This is a genomic window from Paenibacillus sp. B1-35 (assembly GCF_050474385.1).
Taxonomy (GTDB): Bacteria; Bacillota; Bacilli; order Paenibacillales; family Paenibacillaceae; genus Paenibacillus_B; species Paenibacillus_B alvei.
The window spans coordinates 441,282-459,415 of the sequence record NZ_JBCHVJ010000004.1 but is presented as its reverse complement, the minus strand read 5'-3'; the positions used below and the strand labels follow the sequence as shown (position 1 = coordinate 459,415).

Below are 18,134 nucleotides of genomic sequence, written 5' to 3'. Positions count from 1 at the left end.
TGAACAAGCCATTTGAGAGGAGTTTGGGAATGAACGTTGACGATCAGGTTGTACAGGATGTTATGCCGGTAAAAAAAGAAGAAATGCCAATTGAGCAGCAGAGGACAGATACGTCTGATGTGGTGTGGTATTCTCCACTCGAGGAGCCATTTATGATCTCAGGATTTCATTGGTTTGCCGCAGAGGGGAGATATCGCCGTCTCCCTGTATCACCGGAGTATTCAATTCCAGAGGCAGTGGACATATTGGCAAATCATACAGCAGGCGGACAGATTCGATTCGTGACGAATTCTTCCAAGCTTTTTCTCCGTGTTACATTGTCCGGAACAGGAGATATGTATCATATGGCAGCGACAGGACAGTGTGGATTTGATTGCTATGTCGAAGTAGATGGCAAGCTGCACTATCGAAGTACGACAGGATGGAATCCAAGAGAATCCGAGTATGAGTCTGTTTTATTTTTCCGTGACGCACAAGAGAGGAGACTCGTTGTCTTGAACTTCCCGTTATATCAGGGGGTAAAGGAAATCCAAGTAGGCTTGAAAAAGGGCGCTCTAGTAGAGCCTCCACCGAGCTATGAGGATGCGAGGAAGATTATTGTATACGGAACCTCAATTACACAAGGAGCATGTGCGACCCGGCCCGGCATGTGCTATACGAACATACTAAGCCGTAAAATGAATCGGGAGTTTATTAATCTTGGCTTTTCGGGGAGCGGAAAGGGGGAGCCGGACCTGGCTCATATCATTGCTTCCATTTCTGATCCAGCCTGTCTTGTGCTGGACTATGAAGCAAACAGTGTTTCTCCTGAGCTATATGCCAAGACACTCCCGCAATTTATTCAAATCTATCGAGACAAGCATCCAATTGTCCCGATTCTGGTCCTTTCGAGACTTCCGTTTTCATACACAAGCTTCGATCCTGAGGATGTCAAGCTGCATCAAGCGCGCAAGCATATGCAGATGACATTAGTGGAATCCTTGCATCAAGCAGGGGATGGCAATATCCATTTCTATGACGGAGAAAAGCTGCTGCCATTGCATGCCCATGAATGCTATGTTGACGGTACTCATCCTACTGATCTAGGGTTTATACAGATAGCAAACGGATTGGAGCTTGTGCTGAGAGAAATACTGGCGAAGAATTCGTAACATTACACAAGCAAGGAAAAGAGTTGCATAGAAATGATTTAGAGGAGGCCCTCAGCAGGCGTCCTCTATTTGACGATTAGCGCCGTTTGAAATGTGGAGAACGACATTGCTGAAAGAAAAATAGGTTTGAACGGAGGAACGATTATGGGAGACTTCTATCATTCAAGATTCATATAGTAATAGAAAAAGAGGGGGGTTGACATGAGAATCCTAATTTCTCACTTCTACAATGAGGAATATTTGCTGCCATGGTGGTTAAAACATCATGCTCCACTATTTGATCATGGTATTTTGATTAATCGTGGCTCAACAGATCGATCCGTTGATATTTGCAAACAGTTGGTTCCCCATTGGGAGATTCGAAATTCACGTGTACCTGAGTTTGATGCAATACTGGTGGATCAAGAAGTAATGGAAATAGAGCAGCAATGTATGGGTTGGAAAATGACGCTCAATACAACGGAGTTTCTGTGTGTTTCTAATAAGGAGCATTTTTTCGCATCATTAGATATGCTTGGCAGTTCAATTTATTATGTACGCCACATCTATTTAATCGATGATCCTGCCTATTCATATGGAGAGCCCGATCCAGAACAACCACTCGTCAGACAGCGTCACCATGGATATATATTACCAGATCTAGGGCGATATATTCATCGCTACCCCCATGGAAACTATGCACCAGGAAGACATTGGTCATCACATCCGTATGTCGATTATCCGTTCGTAGATAATCCCTTTCCTGCCTTTGTAATGAAGTTCATCTTTAGTCCATGGACGGAGAAAATGCGGCTGCGGAAACTGCAAATTGGATCAACCTTGTCGGCCAACAGTATAAGTCGGGGAATGGGGCATCAACACCATGTGAATCGCGAGGAGTTGGAGCAAATGTATGCCTATTTTATCAAGCTGACGTCAGACTTGCGAAATAACCCTGCTTATCAGCGATTGTGGGGTGAGAGTCAATGAAGGCGGTTATTCTTGCTGGCGGTTATGGTACGAGAATTGGAGAAGAAACGCAGGTGAAGCCGAAGCCGATGATCGAAATCGGTTTACAGCCGATACTGTGGCACATTATGAAGCTGTACAGCCATTATGGAATTCGTGATTTCGTCATCTGTTTGGGGTACAAAGGCTATGTTATTAAAGAGTATTTCTTCCAGTATTTCATGCGGCATACGGATTTCACCTTGGATATGGAGAGCCACACTGTTCATTATCATGGGGAAAATGCTGTCCCATGGAAGGTCACATTAATCGACACTGGCGAAGGGACAGATACGGGGGGACGGATTAAGCGAGTTCAGGAGTATGTTGGGGACTCTACCTTTTGTCTCACCTATGGGGATGGGGTTAGCAATGTGAACATTGCGGAATTGATTGCATATCACCAATCACATGGCAAATATGCAACAGTCACGGCGGTTCAACCGCCTGGAAGATTCGGTTCACTTGCCTTGGCTCAACAAGAGGTTATTGACTTTACAGAGAAGCCTGCAGGAGATGGCGGCTGGATAAATGGTGGTTTCTTTGTATTGGAGCCGGAGGTGTTCCCATACATTGTCGATGATGCTTCCGTGTGGGAGACGAACGTCCTAACTGAGCTTGCACGCCAGCGGCAGCTCATGGCTTACGAGCATCATGGCTTCTGGCATCCGATGGATACGATGCGCGATAAGAAAAGATTGGTGGAATTATGGGAACGGGGCCAAGCGCCGTGGAAGGTGTGGTAAGCATGGTCAATGAAGCTTTTTGGCAAGGGAAGAAGGTGCTCATTACTGGACATACGGGCTTCAAGGGCTCTTGGTTGACGATGTGGCTGTCCTTAATGGGCGCCGAAGTTCTCGGATACGCCTTGCCCCCGATTACGAAGCCGAACCTGTTCACTGCTGCGGATATTCAAGCTATGTGCAGGGAATACGTTATCGGAGATGTAAATGACTATTCAGCGCTGTTGAAGATGATGTTGGCATATGAGCCGGAGATTGTATTCCATTTGGCTGCGCAGCCGCTCGTACAAGCATCCTATGTACATCCCGTAAGCACCTTTCATATCAATGTAATGGGAACGGCACATCTGATGGAGGCGGTTCGCCATACATCAAGCGTTCACGTTGTTATCAATGTAACGAGCGACAAGTGCTATCGCAATACGGGGAAAGAGGCGCTTCCATTTTGCGAGGGAGATCCGCTTGGCGGACATGACCCCTATAGCGCAAGCAAGGCTTGTGCTGAAATCGTTGCAGAATGTTATCGACAGTCTTATTTTCATGCCGAGGAAGGGAAAGGGCCCAACATGGCTTCGGTTCGAGCAGGCAACGTCATTGGCGGCGGAGATTGGTCCGAATCGCGCTTAATGCCTGATATAATAAGGGCTTTTACGGCATCAGAATCGATTGTTGTTCGGAATCCTGGGGCGATTCGTCCATGGCAGCATGTTTTGGAGCCCTTGCATGGTTACCTGCTGCTTGCGGAGAAGCTGTGGGACAGTCCGCAATATGCAGATGCTTGGAACTTTGGTCCGCTTGAACAGTCAGACACAACAGTTCAGGATATCATTCGGATGGCAGCAGATCTATGGCAGGTGGATATGAAGGTGGTGCAGGAACAGATTGTGTCGCCATCCGAAGCACCTAGACTATCTCTGGATAGCAGCAAGGCGGCACAACTGCTGAACTGGCGTCCGAAGCTGTCTATAAGAGAGGCTGTGTCATGGACATTGTCCTGGCATCAACAGTATCGTTCAGGAGTAAACGCGAGAGCGGCATCAGAGCGGCAGATTGCTGCTTACATTCACGGAGAGGGAGGCAGCAAAGGATAATGAACTCACATTGTCGGATATGCGGTACCCTGCTTGCGCACACATTTGTTGATTTAGGGGAATCTCCGCTCGCGAATGCCTTCCTGGCACCACATGAACTGGAGCGCACGGAACCCTTTTATCCGCTTCATACGTATGTATGCGACACTTGCTGTCTCGTACAGCTTGATCAAATCACGAGCCCGGCGAGTATTTTCAAGCATTATTTATATTTAAGCTCCTATTCCACTAGCTGGTTGAGGCATGCTGAGCAATATACGGACATGGCAATTCAACGATTTCAGTTGAATGCCGAATCACAGGTCATTGAGATTGCGAGTAATGACGGTTATTTGCTGCAATATTTCCATCAGCGAGGCATTCGAACACTTGGAGTAGAACCAGCAAGCAATGTCGCTCAGCTCGCGAGGGATAAGGGAATTGCGACGAAGACAGAGTTTTTCGGGCAACGGCTCGCGGAAGATCTCGTTATGAGGGAAGGAATATACGGGGATCTAATCGTAGCGAACAATGTACTGGCCCATGTCCCGGACGTACATGATTTTGTCGCTGGCTTAAAGCGGCTGCTCCATCCGGAAGGCACCATTACGATTGAGTTTCCGCATGTACTCAATCTCATTCGATATAAGCAGTTCGATACGATATATCATGAACATTTCTCTTATTTCTCTTTGTTCTCCGTCCAGCATCTGCTCTCAATACATGGGCTTACAGTTGTTGATGTAGAACAATTAACCACACATGGAGGTTCACTGCGCTTGTATGTCATGCATGATGAAGCCAACCGCTCGGCTGCATCCGCCGTGCAGGAGATTCAGGAACGGGAACGGCTATTTGGCTTGCATGATTGGCGGACATATATCTCGTTTGCTCAGCAGGTAGAGAAAATGAAGGAGGATATTGTCCGGTTTATGACGGACGTCCATAATCAAGGCAAGTTAATAGTGGGCTACGGTGCACCAGCGAAGGGCAATACGCTGCTTAATTATTGTAGGGTGAATCCGGATTTGCTCCCCTTTACTGTAGATCAGAATCCGTATAAGCAAGGCATGTATTTGCCAGGTTCGCGAATTCCTATCCGGGCTCCTGAGGAACTGAAACGTGCCCGTCCAGACTATGTGCTTATCCTGCCTTGGAATCTGAAGGAGGAGATCATGGAGCAATGCGACTACATCCGAGAGTGGGGCGGCAAATTCGTCGTTCCAGTTCCAGAAATCGAAGTGGTGTAGGAGATATGGAGACAATACTAGTGACTGGCGGCAGTGGGTGGATTGGTGGATTCGTTGTTCAGTTGCTGCTCGAGAAGGGGTATAACGTTCATGCGCTTTATCACAGATCATCCCGAACGGATCTCTTATGTACGTGGCATCAAGCCGATTTATTCGATGAGAAAGAGGTGGAGGTGCTTATTGATCGAGTAAGACCTACACACCTTATGCATCTTGCCTGGGATGCAATTCCTCCACAATGTTATACTTCGCTTCGCAATTATAACTGGATGCAGTCAAGCAAAATGCTTATCGAGCGTTTCGTTCAATGTGGTGGACGAAGAGTAATTGTTGCAGGTTCTTGTGCCGAGTATGAATGGACGCAGGGACTATTATCAGAAAAAGCTTCTGCTTTATCGACAAAGACACTATATGCGATATGTAAAAATTCACTACGAGCTTGGCTGGAGTCTTATGCTTCACAATCGGGATTGAGCAGCGGCTGGGCACGAATTTTCCATCTTTATGGACCTCAAGAGCAAGGGAATCGCCTGGTATCCTCGATCATTCGCTCGTTGCTGGATGGACGAGAGGCTGCTTGCTCACAAGGCAAGCAGTATCGTGACTTTTTGTATGTCAAGGACGTGGCAAATGCGCTGGTGTCCTTTCTCTTGAGCAAGGTGCAGGGGACGTTGAATATCGGATCAGGGATTCCGGTTCAGGTGAAACAGATTGCTACTATGGTCGCTAAGGAGTTGGGGCGTGAACCGTTGCTTCGATTAGGGGCGCTTCCTGATCCTGCAGACGAACCCTTGTATGTCGGTGCTCATGTTGGGCGCCTAAGGCAGGAATTGCACTGGAGGCCCCAGTATACCTTGGAGGCAGGAATACGCGAAACAATCGAATGGTATAGGAGCTTCAAGTAAGTTGCCAATTCCGATTTGGATCTCGGATTTTATTATCGATTTTATTCATTTGCGGCCGCCTCAATAAATTTTAAGCCAACACTCAGCTTTATTTCAGCTACTGATAGGATAATAGATGGTAATAGGGGACATAACGCAGTAGTGAGGGTGGTCACAGATGAATCGGAGTAAAGAAATTAAAATTCTCATCGTGGACGATGAGCCGAATATCGTACAATTTCTTGAGTTGGGCTTGGTGAATGAAGGGTTTGAAGTGCAGACCGCACAGGACGGTGTTGCTGCCATTGCTCGTTATACCGAGTTTCGGCCTCATGTGGTTATATTAGACGTCATGATGCCAGGCATGGATGGATACGAAGTATGTCAAATGCTGAAAAGATCAGAAGATGTAGCTGTTATTATGCTAACAGCCAAGGATGAGATCGATGATCGAGTGAAGGGCTTGAATCTGGGAGCTGATGATTATATGGTCAAGCCATTCAGCTTCGCTGAGTTGTTAGCCCGCATTCATGCTCGCATACGCAACCAGTTCCCGACGATGTTCGGGGATGTGCAGATTGGTCCTTTCGTCATCGATGATAAGCGTAAGGAGATTTCGTATGGCAGCAGCGTGCTTGCTCTTTCCCCAACGGAATATGATTTGCTCAAGTTTCTTGTGCTGAATCGGGGTATGGTGCTAAGCAAGGCTGTTATTTTGGAACGGGTGTGGGGGTACGACTTTGGCGGGGAGGACAATATTGTTGAGGTGTATATCCGCTCCCTACGGGATAAGCTGAACGACAAGGAGCATCAGTTAATTCGCACACTGCGCGGGGCAGGTTATCGGGTAGATATTCCATGAGGAATCGATGGCGCATATGTTTTAATAGGCTGGTAAATCTATCTTCGCTGCGGGCGCAGCTGCTGTACCGTTCCTTACTCGTTATCGCCGTGTTATTGGTCATCATTGGTATGCTGCAATATTTCTTCATGCGCGAGGTTGTATATCAAAATAAAGCAGCAAGTCTCCAAAGTCATGCGATGAGTATTCCAGGTTTCGTGTGGAAGCGGATGGGGCAGCATCGCAACCAACTTGGATCGATGGGGCAGCGTGGTTCCAAGTCAACCCTGCCGATGTTTCTTATCCCGGATACCCATGTTGCCTATATCAATTCGGAAGGGGAATATCAGCCAATGCCCAATGGGAAAGATGAGCTGGCTACCGTACGATTGGAGTCTTCGGAATATGAGAAGGTGAAGAGGACTCCCCCTGAGAGCAAGCCTGCTTACCATATAGCGAAGGATTCGAATGGAAAGGAACAGTTGGTTGTGCTGCATCCTGTTCTCGGGCCTGAACGGACATCCGGCATTGTGCAGATCAGTACCCCAACGGCTCCTCTTGACGACTTGCTAATTGGGCAAACGCTAACCTTTCTCATTGTTTCTGCGGTTGCGATGATACTCGGCATCATTGTTCTGCAGCCTGTAATACGGAAGACACTCCGTCCGCTGTCTACTATGGTGAAGACAGCTGGACAAATTGATGCGGGCAATCTGGCTCGGCGGTTCTCTACCGAGCAGGGGCAATCCGAAGTAGATCGCTTGGCCGATTCCTTCAATGGCATGCTGCAGCGATTAGAAACCTCATTCGAAGCGGAGCGGGAAATGAAGGAGCAGATGCGGCGATTCGTTGCTGATGCTTCTCATGAACTTCGCACACCGCTAACTTCAATTCATGGGTTTCTGGAGGTGCTGCTTCGCGGAGCAGCACAGCATCCAGAACAGCTTCATAAGGCGTTAACCAGCATGCATAGCGAATCAGAGCGTTTGAATAAGCTTGTTCATGATTTACTTCTGCTTGCCAAGCTCGATCGGGATGGAGCACCATCCATTGAGTTGGTGAACATGCCTCTTGACGAGGTCATTCGCAGCATGGAGCCGCAGCTTATAATGCTGGCAGGGTATAGGACGGTTACACTCGCCATAGAACCGAAGCTCATATGCAGGCATGATCCAGATAAGATGAAGCAGGTCATACTGAACCTGGTGCATAACGCTGTTCAACATACGGATGAAGCATTGGGCTGCATTCATATAGAAGGAGTTCATCAAGAGAATGGCGTTCAATTGTCTGTCCGTGATAATGGGACAGGGATTGCTCCGGAACATATACCTTATCTATTCGATCGGTTCTATCGCAGTGAGTCCTCGCGCAATCGTAAAAAAGGAGGTTCTGGCCTAGGTCTGGCCATTACGAGGTCGATTGTAGAAGCGCATGGGGGGGCGATTCACGTCATTAGCCGAGTAGGAGAGGGGAGTACATTCCTGATCTGGTTGCCTCATTAACCCTTTGCTTTAAATAGCATTTCATAGAGTGACGGGCAGGAGAACTTGGGCTGGATAACTGCTGCTCTTATAAAATAGAAGAAAGAAGCAGAAATCCCGGAAATGATCGTGGGATTTCTGCTTCTTGTGTGTAAAAAACGTGGATTACAGCTCGTTCAATACGCGGAACAAAATGATAGCTGCTTGTGCACGAGTAGAAGTTCCAGCCGGATTGAATGTATTGTTGTCCGATCCTTTAATGAGTCCTTTGCTGACTGCATACGCAACGGCTGCCTTCGCATCTTGGGAGATGCGCGCTTCATCCTTGAACCCAAGCGATGCGTTCGATTGGGACAGGTCGGCCTTCAGGGCTTGTGCCAGCAAGACGACCATCTTCTCACGCGTGATCGGATTGCGTGCGCCAGGCTCAGCAATTCGCTGTTCCCATGTCTTTCCGCTGTTCGTCAAGCGATCAAGCAAGGAAGAGAACTCGGCTTGAGTAATAACATCGTTCGGCTTGAAGGTATCTAAGCTATCTTTGCCGCGCAGCAGCTCATGAGCGGCGATGACTTCGATTTCCTCCTTAGCCCAATGTGCAGCAATATCGCTAAATGTTCTTACATGCTCAGCAATTGTATAGGTACCAAATTGAGTCACTTCGAACGTAACAGACTTTTTATCGTCAGCCTTGGCTCCTGTCTGTACATAGCTCCAAGGAGGCGTCGTATCTTGCGCGCGAGCGTATATACCCGCTTTGCGGATATCTTTCGAAGCATCTGATAACTTCAGGGTGATTTCGAGCGTTACGCCCTTCGCGTCCTTAGGACCGCGGATTGTAATCATTGGTGTCGTGAAGGTCGCCTCGCCGCGCTCCTTGCTGAATCCTTTATCCTTATGATCGGATAGGGACACCACCAGCTCGAGTCCGTTCGTGCCGATAAGTTCAGTTAAGGACTTATTCGGAATGACAATGGCATAATCTGCTCCAGCCAGGTGCAGATCCTTGCCTGATTCTTGCAGCAGCTTAACTGTCGATTTATCTAGCGTGAACGCAACTTCGCCATATTCCTTCAAGCGAACATCGCTGATATCGAGTTGGACTTGCTTGGCATCTTTGTCCTTCAGCTGTTTTTGAACAGCGTCTGCCTGAATTTTGAACACGGCATTTACCGTACTATCCTTCTTCGTCTCCGTCAGCAACCCTGCTTTCAATTGCTTTCCTGATGGAGTCGGGGCAGTCAAGGCTGCGGAACCTCCTGATGAGGCAGGATAAGTCGGCGGCTCTGGCTTCGGATTTGGAACGGTTGGCTTGATGATTTCAATCTTAGGATACAAAATCGCACCTATTGGAACTGAATTACTGCTCTCATTAAGCAGCTTCACGGCCTCAAGCTTAAACTCATATGTTCCTTCTTGATTTCCAGTGAAGGTGAATGTTGCAAGATCACCTTCGCCTTCATAGGCGCCACCGCTTAGACTGATGCTATAGTTCAATGTCTTCAAGCCATCTTTTTCGGTTATTTCTTGATGAACAAGCAGTGGCGTATCTGGATAGTGTTTCTGTTGATAAGTGGCGAGCGTAACGCTTGGTTTCACATCCAGCAAAGTTAGCTTACTGTCATAAGTAAGACTGAATGAAGCGGAATAGACGGCTTCTGCAACAGAATAGTTGACCTTGACATCAAATGGGCTTCCAGTGAATACTTTAGAACTGCTGCTGCCCGCATATACAATGTCCTTATTATCAAAAACAATATGTTCGGCAGGCTCAGTGAAACCATTTAAAGCAATGTCATATACGAATAAATAAAACTCGTTGTGACCTGGCTTCAAATTGACCGGTATCTCAAATGTTCCATCCTTGACGTTAATGGTACCGTCGAGTTGTTTTCTTGATTCATCAACTACAGCTGTGGCAATATACTGGTCGAACTTTCCAGGGTGTAGATCAATAAACAAATCCTTTGTAATTTTTCCTCGAATAATCCCCTTACCCGGATTCTCTCGATCAATGATAAGCGGGGGATCATTCAACGTGTATTCAGGTGCAAGACGATCAATTACGAATTCTGCTGCCTGCTTGTCAAGCTTCTTGCCATTGACGAACGGCGCTAGCTCATAAGATCCATCTGGCAACGCAGCAACTTTTCCATCTTTCGTTACTGTTCCTCCCCATTTTCTTTCTCCATATATATCTGGAAGGTGAAGCTTGCCCTTGCTGTCATAGAAGTCCCCCATATATGTTCCGTATACAAGGTCTGTTACCGATAGTTTGAAGTCTTCCAGTGGTTGTGTTAAATCAAACGAAGCTAAAGCCGCTGCGGTTTCCTCAGCATTTCCGCCCGGTGATAAGTTTTTTGGTTTGACTGTTAGATTCGTAATTGAAGCAATTTCATACTGACCTCCAACGTACAAACTTACAGGCAAATGCAGTTGATGATTCGTAGTTTGCTCGGTTAGAGTAATGGTTCCTTCATAGTTGCCTTTAGCAGCATCTGGCGGGATTACCACCTGAACAGTAAAGCTCTCTTTCCCATTTGCAGGCACGGTTACTGAACTAGAGCTGAATTGCAGATCAATGCCGTTGCTTGTTCCGTTCCATATACTGCTTATCGTATAGGTTTGATTCTTATTGGCGATATCCTTCACGGTAATGTCTCGAGTATAAGTGCCTGATGGAACCAGTCCAAAAGATACGCTCCCGGTTTCATAGGAGATAGTTTGTCGATCCTTTGTTGCATTTGTAGTAGCCTGAACGAGCGCAATGGCTGTGGCCTCAATAGACTTATTGAGGTCTGCTCGACCAGCTCCTTGCTCGGTTATAGTATAAGAGGTATGATTGCGATCTTCTATCGGCAAGGCATTATTCATAAGGAGCGCCTTCAGCTCATCCCTTGCAATCTTGTGGTTGTATTTCTCCAGCAGCAAGGCAGCCGCGCCTGCGATATGAGGGGCAGCCATGCTGGTGCCTTGTGAATCTTGATAAGCATTCGTATAGTTCCCATCCCATGCTGGAACAGAGGAGCGTATTGCGACGCCTGGGGCAGTGATGTCTGGTTTAACGGTATAGTCTGGATAGATTGGCCCGCGGGAACTGAAATCCGCTAATAGATCCTTTTCTAGTATCGTATCAAAGGTGATTTTGGTAATTCCCTGCTCCAAGTTCTTTTTGAGGGCTTGTCCAGCGGACCGGGAAATTGTATAGGTAGGCGCGTAGGTGCCGGCTTCCTCAAGTTTAGCCCTCAGTTCACTCGACTCATTGTTGAAGATGATAACTGCTGCCGCACCAGCTTCGGTTGCATTTTTTGCTTTGTCATGAAAGCTGAGGTTGCCGCGCGAAACGAGCACCAGTTTGCCGGAAACGTTAATGTTTTTGTAATCCTCAGATGTGCCGAAGTTGGCGTATACCACATCGAATTCTTTGCCTTTTTCAGAGATTTCCGGAGCGTATTCAGCCAGTTGAGCATACAATAATGGTTGAATACCGTTGGCCTTGAAAAAAGACGTAATCATCGGAGGCGTGGAAGCACCTACGGATATAGGAAGATGAGCGCCACCTGGAGTGCCAATCGTTCCAGGCATTGGGCCATCGTTGCCTGCCGCTAATACAACGGTCACGCCTGCCAGTACCGCATTGTTAACGGCCACCGAATCAGCTGTATACGCGTTATTGAATGTTCCTCCGAGCGAGAGGTTGATGACGTCCATCTTGTCTGTTACCGCTCGGTCGATAGCTGCAATAATATTCTCAGTCGATCCACCTCCGTATGGGCCGAGCACCCGGTATACATATAAATCAGCACCTGGAGCTACCCCTCTGACCCAGCCGTTTTTACCGTTCGGATTGTTCGGATCACCCCGGCCGACAATTGTACCGGATACATGTGTACCGTGAGTTGTATGATATTCCTTGCCGTCTGGTCTTTTCGGCTTCGTCGAATCAGGGAGAGTTTCCATTGGATCATTGTCATTATCGACGAAGTCCCATCCGCCTTTAAATGCATCTTTTAAGCTTGGATGGCGATAATCGACCCCTGTATCTAGTACCCCAACCTTAATGCCGTTCCCTTTGACACCAATATCCCATAATTGGTTTGCACCGATGTGTGGAGCACTCTCATCCATTAGAGGTTTGTATACATACCCGTTGTCGACAGGCAATGTGTTGTACTCCAGGTTCGGATAAACAGCTTTTACATTAGGAAGCTTCGCAAGTTGATCCACTTCATTTGCTGGAATGCGTACGGAATATCCGTTGAACACTTTCGTGTACTCGTGATTGAATACAACATTTAATTTTTTTTTGGCTTGTGATTTGAAGGCAGTATGCTCTAAGCGAATTTTCCGTTCCTGATTACTGGCTGATGGTGCCAGACTTTGACCTTGCTGAGTGGAGTGCAGAGCTACGGGGTCTGACTTTAATTCGACGATCACCGTTATTGGATTGTTGCTGTCGGATTGAGGGACGAGATTCCCTGTTTGAGTAGGAGCTAAAGAGTTTTGGAATTGATCAGAGAGTTGGAGCTGTGACGACAAACTCGATTCGATCTTTGGTGTGACGTGTTCTTGCGATTGAACATCTTGTGCATAAATGTGTGATGAGGTGGGGAATAGCATGGCGGCTACTAAAGCGATGCTAAGGATTCCCGCTAATTTTTTACGTATCGTATGTAGATTCAAGCTGTAGCCTCCCTTTAAATGATTGATGATGTTTTTGTGAACCTCCGGAATCTCTTATTCTACTAACCTCCTTAATTCAGTATTTGATTCCATATCATTCCAATAGGTGATAGTGAATATTGTAGCGCACACTTTATTTGAAAACATGGGTATTTAGTCCTAAATCATATTTTAGAAAGGCTATTAAGTAGGCTTAGAGTGATAGGAAATGTTGAGAAAATCAGAGTTTCGTTGTTAAACAGATCGGATTTCTCATTTTCAGCATATATTCAGCTAGCCCTCATATTTCGTTCAGTTCCGCTTAAGCCTGTGCTCAGCTAGCCCGGGTATGATGGTTGCTATCAGATGTCTTCGGGAAACGCGGGGCATCTTCGGCAATTTTTTAGAAGGGGAATCACGTCCATGGGTTCTATAAAAAGAAAATGATTTTTTCAGGCTCAGATCCGATTCTTACTATAGAGAAGCTGAAGAAGTTAATTACTGATAAAGAAGTGAAATATTTCTTGATTCCTTCGAGCAGAGGCTTTGGCGGCCCAGACGGCAGAAGTAACGGGGTTATAGAGTGGATTCGAGAGAACGGGAAAGAGATAACGAATACAGAATGGAGTAACAGCCTGTAGCAGAATGGATCGGATCAATCAAGAGAAATGAGAGAGAGATTCCAATTCCTCTATGAAATTCAGGAAACACAAGACAATGAATAAAAGTCATATCAGGAGAGGAGAGAATGCCATGAGGGTCGATAAGCAAGCGGCGATTCAATTTATGCGCTACTGCCAAGTTGGATTTGCCAACACGATTGTAGATTTTTCCGTGTTCTATCTGCTTATCGCGGGGGAAGCATCGTATGTAATGGCGCAAGTTGCCTCCTCCGGTGCCGGAATGATCAATAGCTTTCTCCTCAATCGGAAATGGACGTTTCAAGTGTCGGATAAAATCAGGACACACGAAATCATGAAATTTGCGCTATTGAACGGAATCTCGATGCTGCTTTCCTCCGGTCTGTTGCTGATGCTGATTGACTGGAGCGGGCTTCCGCTATGGATCAACAAGCTGGCGGCTACGACAGGAGGGATGTTCGTGAATTATAGCGGCAGTCGATTTTGGGTATTTGCACATTATCAAGAGACAAGGAAGGAGGATAATGGCAATCAGGAAGGTTGTAATCCCCGCAGCCGGCATGGGAACCAGGTTCCTTCCAGCCACGAAGGCTCAGCCGAAAGAAATGCTGCCGATTGTGGATAAGCCTGCTATTCAATATATTGTGAAAGAAGCCGTACAATCCGGCATTGAAAGCATTATTGTCGTAACCGGGTGGAACAAACGCTCGATTGAGGATTATTTCGATAACTCCTTCGGGTTGGAACAAACACTGTTAATTCAGGGAACGGGGAGACACGCGAGAAGAGCTGTCATAGCTGTTATCATATCTGCTGCATCTTACTGCAGAAGAAGAGATTAAGTTTTACTAGTTTGCATGAGGGACGAAGCGGGATCCAACCATCTCCTTGTCAGATCATTCTACTAGCCGTACTTTCTTATGTTACACTATTTAAGAGAGTATTAACGATTACTAGTTATGGCAAGGAGATATAGAACAATGAAGCTTATATCCTGGAATGTGAATGGCTTGCGGGCTTGTGTGAATAAAGGATTTTTGGACTATTTCCGAGAGATGGATGCGGATATCTTCTGTGTTCAAGAGACGAAGCTGCAGGAAGGACAGATTGACCTTGATCTCGGCGAGGAATATGAGCAGTATTGGAATTATGCGCTCAAGAAGGGGTATTCAGGCACAGCCGTATTTACGAAAAAGAAGCCCCTATCCGTACGCTATGGAATTGAGGAGAATGAGGAGCCGGAAGGCCGAATCCTTACACTTGAATTCGAATCTTTCTTCTTAGTCAATGTGTACACACCGAACTCGAAGCGTGATCTATCCCGTCTGGAAGAACGACTGGAGTGGGAAGAGCGATTCCGCTTCTATTTGCAGAAGCTGGATGCCTGCAAGCCAGTTATCGTGTGCGGAGACTTGAACGTTGCCCATCAAGAGATCGACTTGAAAAATCCGAAGTCGAACCATGGCAATTCCGGGTTCACCACCAAGGAGCGGGAGAAGATGACGATTTTGCAGGACGCGGGCTTCACGGATACATTCCGTCATTTCTATCCGGACCAAACGGATGCGTACACCTGGTGGTCATATATGCCGAAGGTACGCGAGCGGAATATCGGCTGGCGCATTGACTACTTCCTCGTATCTTCACGTTTGCGCGATTTTTTGGTGGATGCTCGTATTGACTCGAATATTTTAGGCAGTGACCATTGCCCAATTCACTTGATTATGAATGATTGTGATACGCCGCAGTCAGAGGATAAGGCGAAGGAATAGGATTGCATGACAAAGGCCGGGCTCCTTAGTAGATAAGGATATCCGGCCTTCCATATGTCTATCGCAGAATTCCCTTCATATATTCCTCAGGTGTAGCTCCAATAATAGCTTTGAAATCCTTAATGAAATGGGATTGATCGTAATAGCCAAGGTCTGCGGAGAGACCGAGTATATCCTCATAAATTCCATTGTCAATCAATTCTGCGGCATTTTGCAAGCGATAGAGTCGAATGACCCATTTGGGTGTTGCACCAACATACTGCTGGAACAGCCTTTGCAGCTTGCGCTTATTTACCTCGAATTGTTCACATATTTGATCGACCTTCGTAATTGAGCGATCTTCTTGAATGCGGCCAATAATCCGATTGAGATAAGCTACATTGCCATCTCTTGCGGGGAGATGTGCCTTGAAGAAAGTTTCGGCCACCGCGATCATGCCCTCATCCTCATCTTCTGACAACACCGCTTGTTCAAACTGCCTTATGTCGACTTGGAAGACTTCTTCAAATCGCATGGAGCGTCCTGTAATTTGCATGATGGGCTGTTTGACGAAGGGATAAAATCCTCCTGGCTTGAACTTGATACCGAGCACCTTCCCTTTCCCCTCAAGGCGTTGGGAATAGCGGTTCGGTGCAACACCGTAAATGGCTGTTTGATTGGGTTCAATGACAATATTAACGCATGGATTTGGGACGATTTCCTGTTCGAAGGGGGGCTGTCCGGTCAAATCCCAATGAATCACCCAGAAGTGTTTCATGACATCACATAAATCCCCAGAAGGACTATGGCGCGCAAGCGTGAATTTCTGTTCACCCTGCTTCATATTCAGAATGCCCATGCTGGGCTTAGAGGGAGCGGGTTGCATATGTACGATGGGAATCACTCCTGTGATCAAGATGGGTGGAGTCATTAAGTGAAACAGCTGGAACCGCGCTTCCTTTTTTGACTAACATGATATAGCCATCGACAGATTGATGGTGAAAGTCTCAATATACTCTAGTGCCTTTGCTATACTCATAAAAAATCCCTCCAGCAGGAGGGGAAGGCAGGCCTAACCATTTTCATTTTCTAAAATAGGATACAACTAAAAAGGATATACGTATCATATATCTATGTGAATAAAAACCGCTGACCGGGCAAAGTCATGGCGTCTTTTTTCGTTCTTAAAAAGAATTCTAGCACTGCCTGCGAATCTAGTAAATGTTTTCCTGTTGCTTATCCGTAGATTCGTCATCGTGCATACTACGAATAAAGGTTGTTACATACTTATTATTGCTGTCATAGATATACCTGTAGCCATCTATGCGCACTTGTATTGATCATTCGAAATGTCTTAGCTGTCTTCTCTTATCCCTTTGGTACTTTCATCTTTCAATCGTTGCTGCATTTTGTCTTGACCTTCTCAAAACCATAGCCTACCCTGGTTGCCTTATATGGGAGGATTTCTAGGAGCCTCGGCTCTTAAACTTCAGGACTTTGTAAGGTACTGGGAGGAAAAAATAGAACACAGAACGAATAGTTCCTTATATAAGCGGTAAATTGATTCCTACGAAAGCATTTGATTAAAGTCGGAAGTGTAGATAGACGAGTAGCCTATCTACATTACATGAAAATATCTTTGAAAATCGTAAAGCATAATAGATGAAAGGATTAGCGAATGAATACGTAGTGGCTTGGCGGAGTATATGTGGTAATAAACTTGAAATTAATGGGAGGAGAATATGGGGAATTTTTTTCAAAAACTACTTACAAGTAGTATCGCAAAGAAAACGATCACATAATATTGTAAATCTTGTCATCAATCTTGCCCTCATTATATTTTTTCTCTCATTTGGAATAACAAGAGGATATCTAAACAACGGATTCGTTTTAATATTTGTAATGTTTGTGTGCTCTGTGCTTCTTATGAAAATTTCGTTTGCACTTTACTGCCTAATAAAGAAAAAATCCCCTTAAGATACCTCCAAAGGGGATTTTTTATGATTAACTTAATTCAGCTAGTTCACGTCGCTGCTGTTCAGTCAAATAAACATCGCACGTAACTGAAATGTCGCGTTTTTACAATACAAGTATTAGGGCAATACCTATAATCATAGTAGCGGTAGGAGGAACTTACCGAATGTGCATGACGAGTATCATTTCAAAAGGGGGATATAACAAGTGGAGGCATTGAAGTATGAGTTTTATATTGGTGCATCACCGGAAGTAGTGTGGAATGCAATCGCATCTCCCGAGGGAACGCGCAAAATTTTCTTCGGCAGTGTTCTGAAATCTACCTTTGAAATCGGAGCTCCTTATCAGTATGTCGGCCCCGGCAATGATGGGGATGAGACGGTACATGTATATGGCCACATATTAGCTTATGAACCAAACAAAGTGTTGAGCTATACAGAGCATCCGGGTCCATCTTATCGAGAGAATCATGCGGAGTTGGAGACTAGAATTACCTTTTCCATTGATGAGGTAGGGGGCTGTACGAAATTGACGCTGGTCAATGACAATTGGACAGAAGGGCATCCTTCCTATGCGAGTACGAAGGAGCATTGGTGGATGATTCTGAGCAATATTAAGACACTGGCCGAAACAGGGAATACACTGGATTTTGGCTGGTAAAATCATATAGAGCAAGAGCGAGCCGACGTAATGTCGGCT

At 46.1% G+C, this 18,134-nt stretch carries 14 protein-coding genes and 1 pseudogene; 13 read left to right on the top strand and 2 right to left on the bottom strand.

Annotated features, from left to right (window positions below):
- The first annotated feature begins 29 nt into the window (after nt 1–29).
- The 8 genes from ACQ5BJ_RS16280 to ACQ5BJ_RS16245 all read left to right on the top strand — a co-directional run bounded on the left by ACQ5BJ_RS16280 (nt 30) and on the right by ACQ5BJ_RS16245 (nt 8,431).
- Entirely contained in the window at nt 30–1,151 is a 1,122-nt protein-coding gene (locus ACQ5BJ_RS16280; RefSeq protein WP_430111525.1) for an SGNH/GDSL hydrolase family protein, read from the top strand.
- Nucleotides 1,152–1,352: 201 nt separating this feature from the next.
- On the top strand, nt 1,353–2,120 hold the full coding sequence (locus ACQ5BJ_RS16275; protein WP_005543692.1) for a glycosyltransferase family 2 protein: 768 nt from the start codon (nt 1,353–1,355) through the stop codon (nt 2,118–2,120).
- Nucleotides 2,117–2,884, top strand: a complete 768-nt coding sequence (gene rfbF / locus ACQ5BJ_RS16270; RefSeq protein WP_005543691.1) for a glucose-1-phosphate cytidylyltransferase — start codon at nt 2,117–2,119, stop codon at nt 2,882–2,884. The genes ACQ5BJ_RS16275 and rfbF overlap by 4 nt, the downstream gene beginning before the upstream one ends.
- Nucleotides 2,885–2,886: 2 nt before the next feature.
- Nucleotides 2,887–3,972 (top strand): CDP-glucose 4,6-dehydratase, encoded by a 1,086-nt coding sequence (gene rfbG, locus ACQ5BJ_RS16265; protein ID WP_430111600.1) that lies wholly within the window; start codon nt 2,887–2,889, stop codon nt 3,970–3,972.
- Nucleotides 3,969–5,201 (top strand): methyltransferase domain-containing protein, encoded by a 1,233-nt coding sequence (locus tag ACQ5BJ_RS16260; protein ID WP_372515339.1) that lies wholly within the window; start codon nt 3,969–3,971, stop codon nt 5,199–5,201. Before rfbG ends, ACQ5BJ_RS16260 begins: the two co-directional genes overlap by 4 nt.
- A 5-nt stretch (nt 5,202–5,206) precedes the next feature.
- Nucleotides 5,207–6,106: an NAD-dependent epimerase/dehydratase family protein gene (locus ACQ5BJ_RS16255; RefSeq protein ID WP_040734938.1), complete on the top strand. Its 900-nt coding sequence runs from the start codon at nt 5,207–5,209 to the stop codon at nt 6,104–6,106.
- Nucleotides 6,107–6,263: 157 nt separating this feature from the next.
- Nucleotides 6,264–6,947 (top strand): response regulator transcription factor, encoded by a 684-nt coding sequence (locus ACQ5BJ_RS16250; protein ID WP_289356867.1) that lies wholly within the window; start codon nt 6,264–6,266, stop codon nt 6,945–6,947.
- A complete protein-coding gene (locus ACQ5BJ_RS16245; RefSeq protein WP_430111522.1) occupies nt 6,944–8,431 on the top strand; it encodes a sensor histidine kinase in 1,488 nt (495 codons plus the stop codon). Before ACQ5BJ_RS16250 ends, ACQ5BJ_RS16245 begins: the two co-directional genes overlap by 4 nt.
- Nucleotides 8,432–8,575: 144 nt before the next feature.
- Here the strand turns inward: ACQ5BJ_RS16245 and ACQ5BJ_RS16240 are convergent, their stop codons facing one another.
- The gene (locus tag ACQ5BJ_RS16240) at nt 8,576–13,090 is read right to left on the bottom strand and encodes a S8 family serine peptidase (protein WP_430111520.1); all 4,515 of its coding nucleotides are present in this window, start codon (nt 13,088–13,090) and stop codon (nt 8,576–8,578) included.
- A 422-nt stretch (nt 13,091–13,512) separates the two neighbouring features.
- Here ACQ5BJ_RS16240 and ACQ5BJ_RS16235 point away from each other — a divergent pair, with 422 nt between their 5' ends.
- The 4 genes and pseudogenes from ACQ5BJ_RS16235 (at nt 13,513) to ACQ5BJ_RS16220 (ending at nt 15,482) form a co-directional block, all read left to right on the top strand.
- Nucleotides 13,513–13,710, top strand: a complete 198-nt coding sequence (locus ACQ5BJ_RS16235; RefSeq protein ID WP_430111518.1) for a hypothetical protein — start codon at nt 13,513–13,515, stop codon at nt 13,708–13,710.
- Between the two features lie 112 nt (nt 13,711–13,822).
- Complete coding sequence (locus tag ACQ5BJ_RS16230; RefSeq protein ID WP_163977727.1) at nt 13,823–14,335, top strand: GtrA family protein; 513 nt, start codon at nt 13,823–13,825, stop codon at nt 14,333–14,335.
- A pseudogene (locus ACQ5BJ_RS16225) lies at nt 14,235–14,477 on the top strand (sugar phosphate nucleotidyltransferase); the annotation flags it as partial. The gene ACQ5BJ_RS16230 and the pseudogene ACQ5BJ_RS16225, both read left to right, overlap by 101 nt.
- Nucleotides 14,478–14,690: 213 nt before the next feature.
- Complete coding sequence (locus ACQ5BJ_RS16220; RefSeq protein ID WP_430111515.1) at nt 14,691–15,482, top strand: exodeoxyribonuclease III; 792 nt, start codon at nt 14,691–14,693, stop codon at nt 15,480–15,482.
- A 58-nt stretch (nt 15,483–15,540) separates the two neighbouring features.
- Here ACQ5BJ_RS16220 and ACQ5BJ_RS16215 read toward each other — a convergent pair whose 3' ends face one another.
- Nucleotides 15,541–16,305 carry a helix-turn-helix domain-containing protein gene (locus tag ACQ5BJ_RS16215; RefSeq protein WP_268620540.1) on the bottom strand — a complete coding sequence of 255 codons (765 nt, stop codon included), beginning with the start codon at nt 16,303–16,305 and terminating at the stop codon, nt 15,541–15,543.
- A gap of 1,337 nt (nt 16,306–17,642) precedes the next feature.
- Between ACQ5BJ_RS16215 and ACQ5BJ_RS16210 the strand changes: the two genes are divergently transcribed.
- Nucleotides 17,643–18,095: an SRPBCC family protein gene (locus ACQ5BJ_RS16210; protein ID WP_268620541.1), complete on the top strand. Its 453-nt coding sequence runs from the start codon at nt 17,643–17,645 to the stop codon at nt 18,093–18,095.
- The last annotated feature ends 39 nt before the right edge of the window (nt 18,096–18,134 follow it).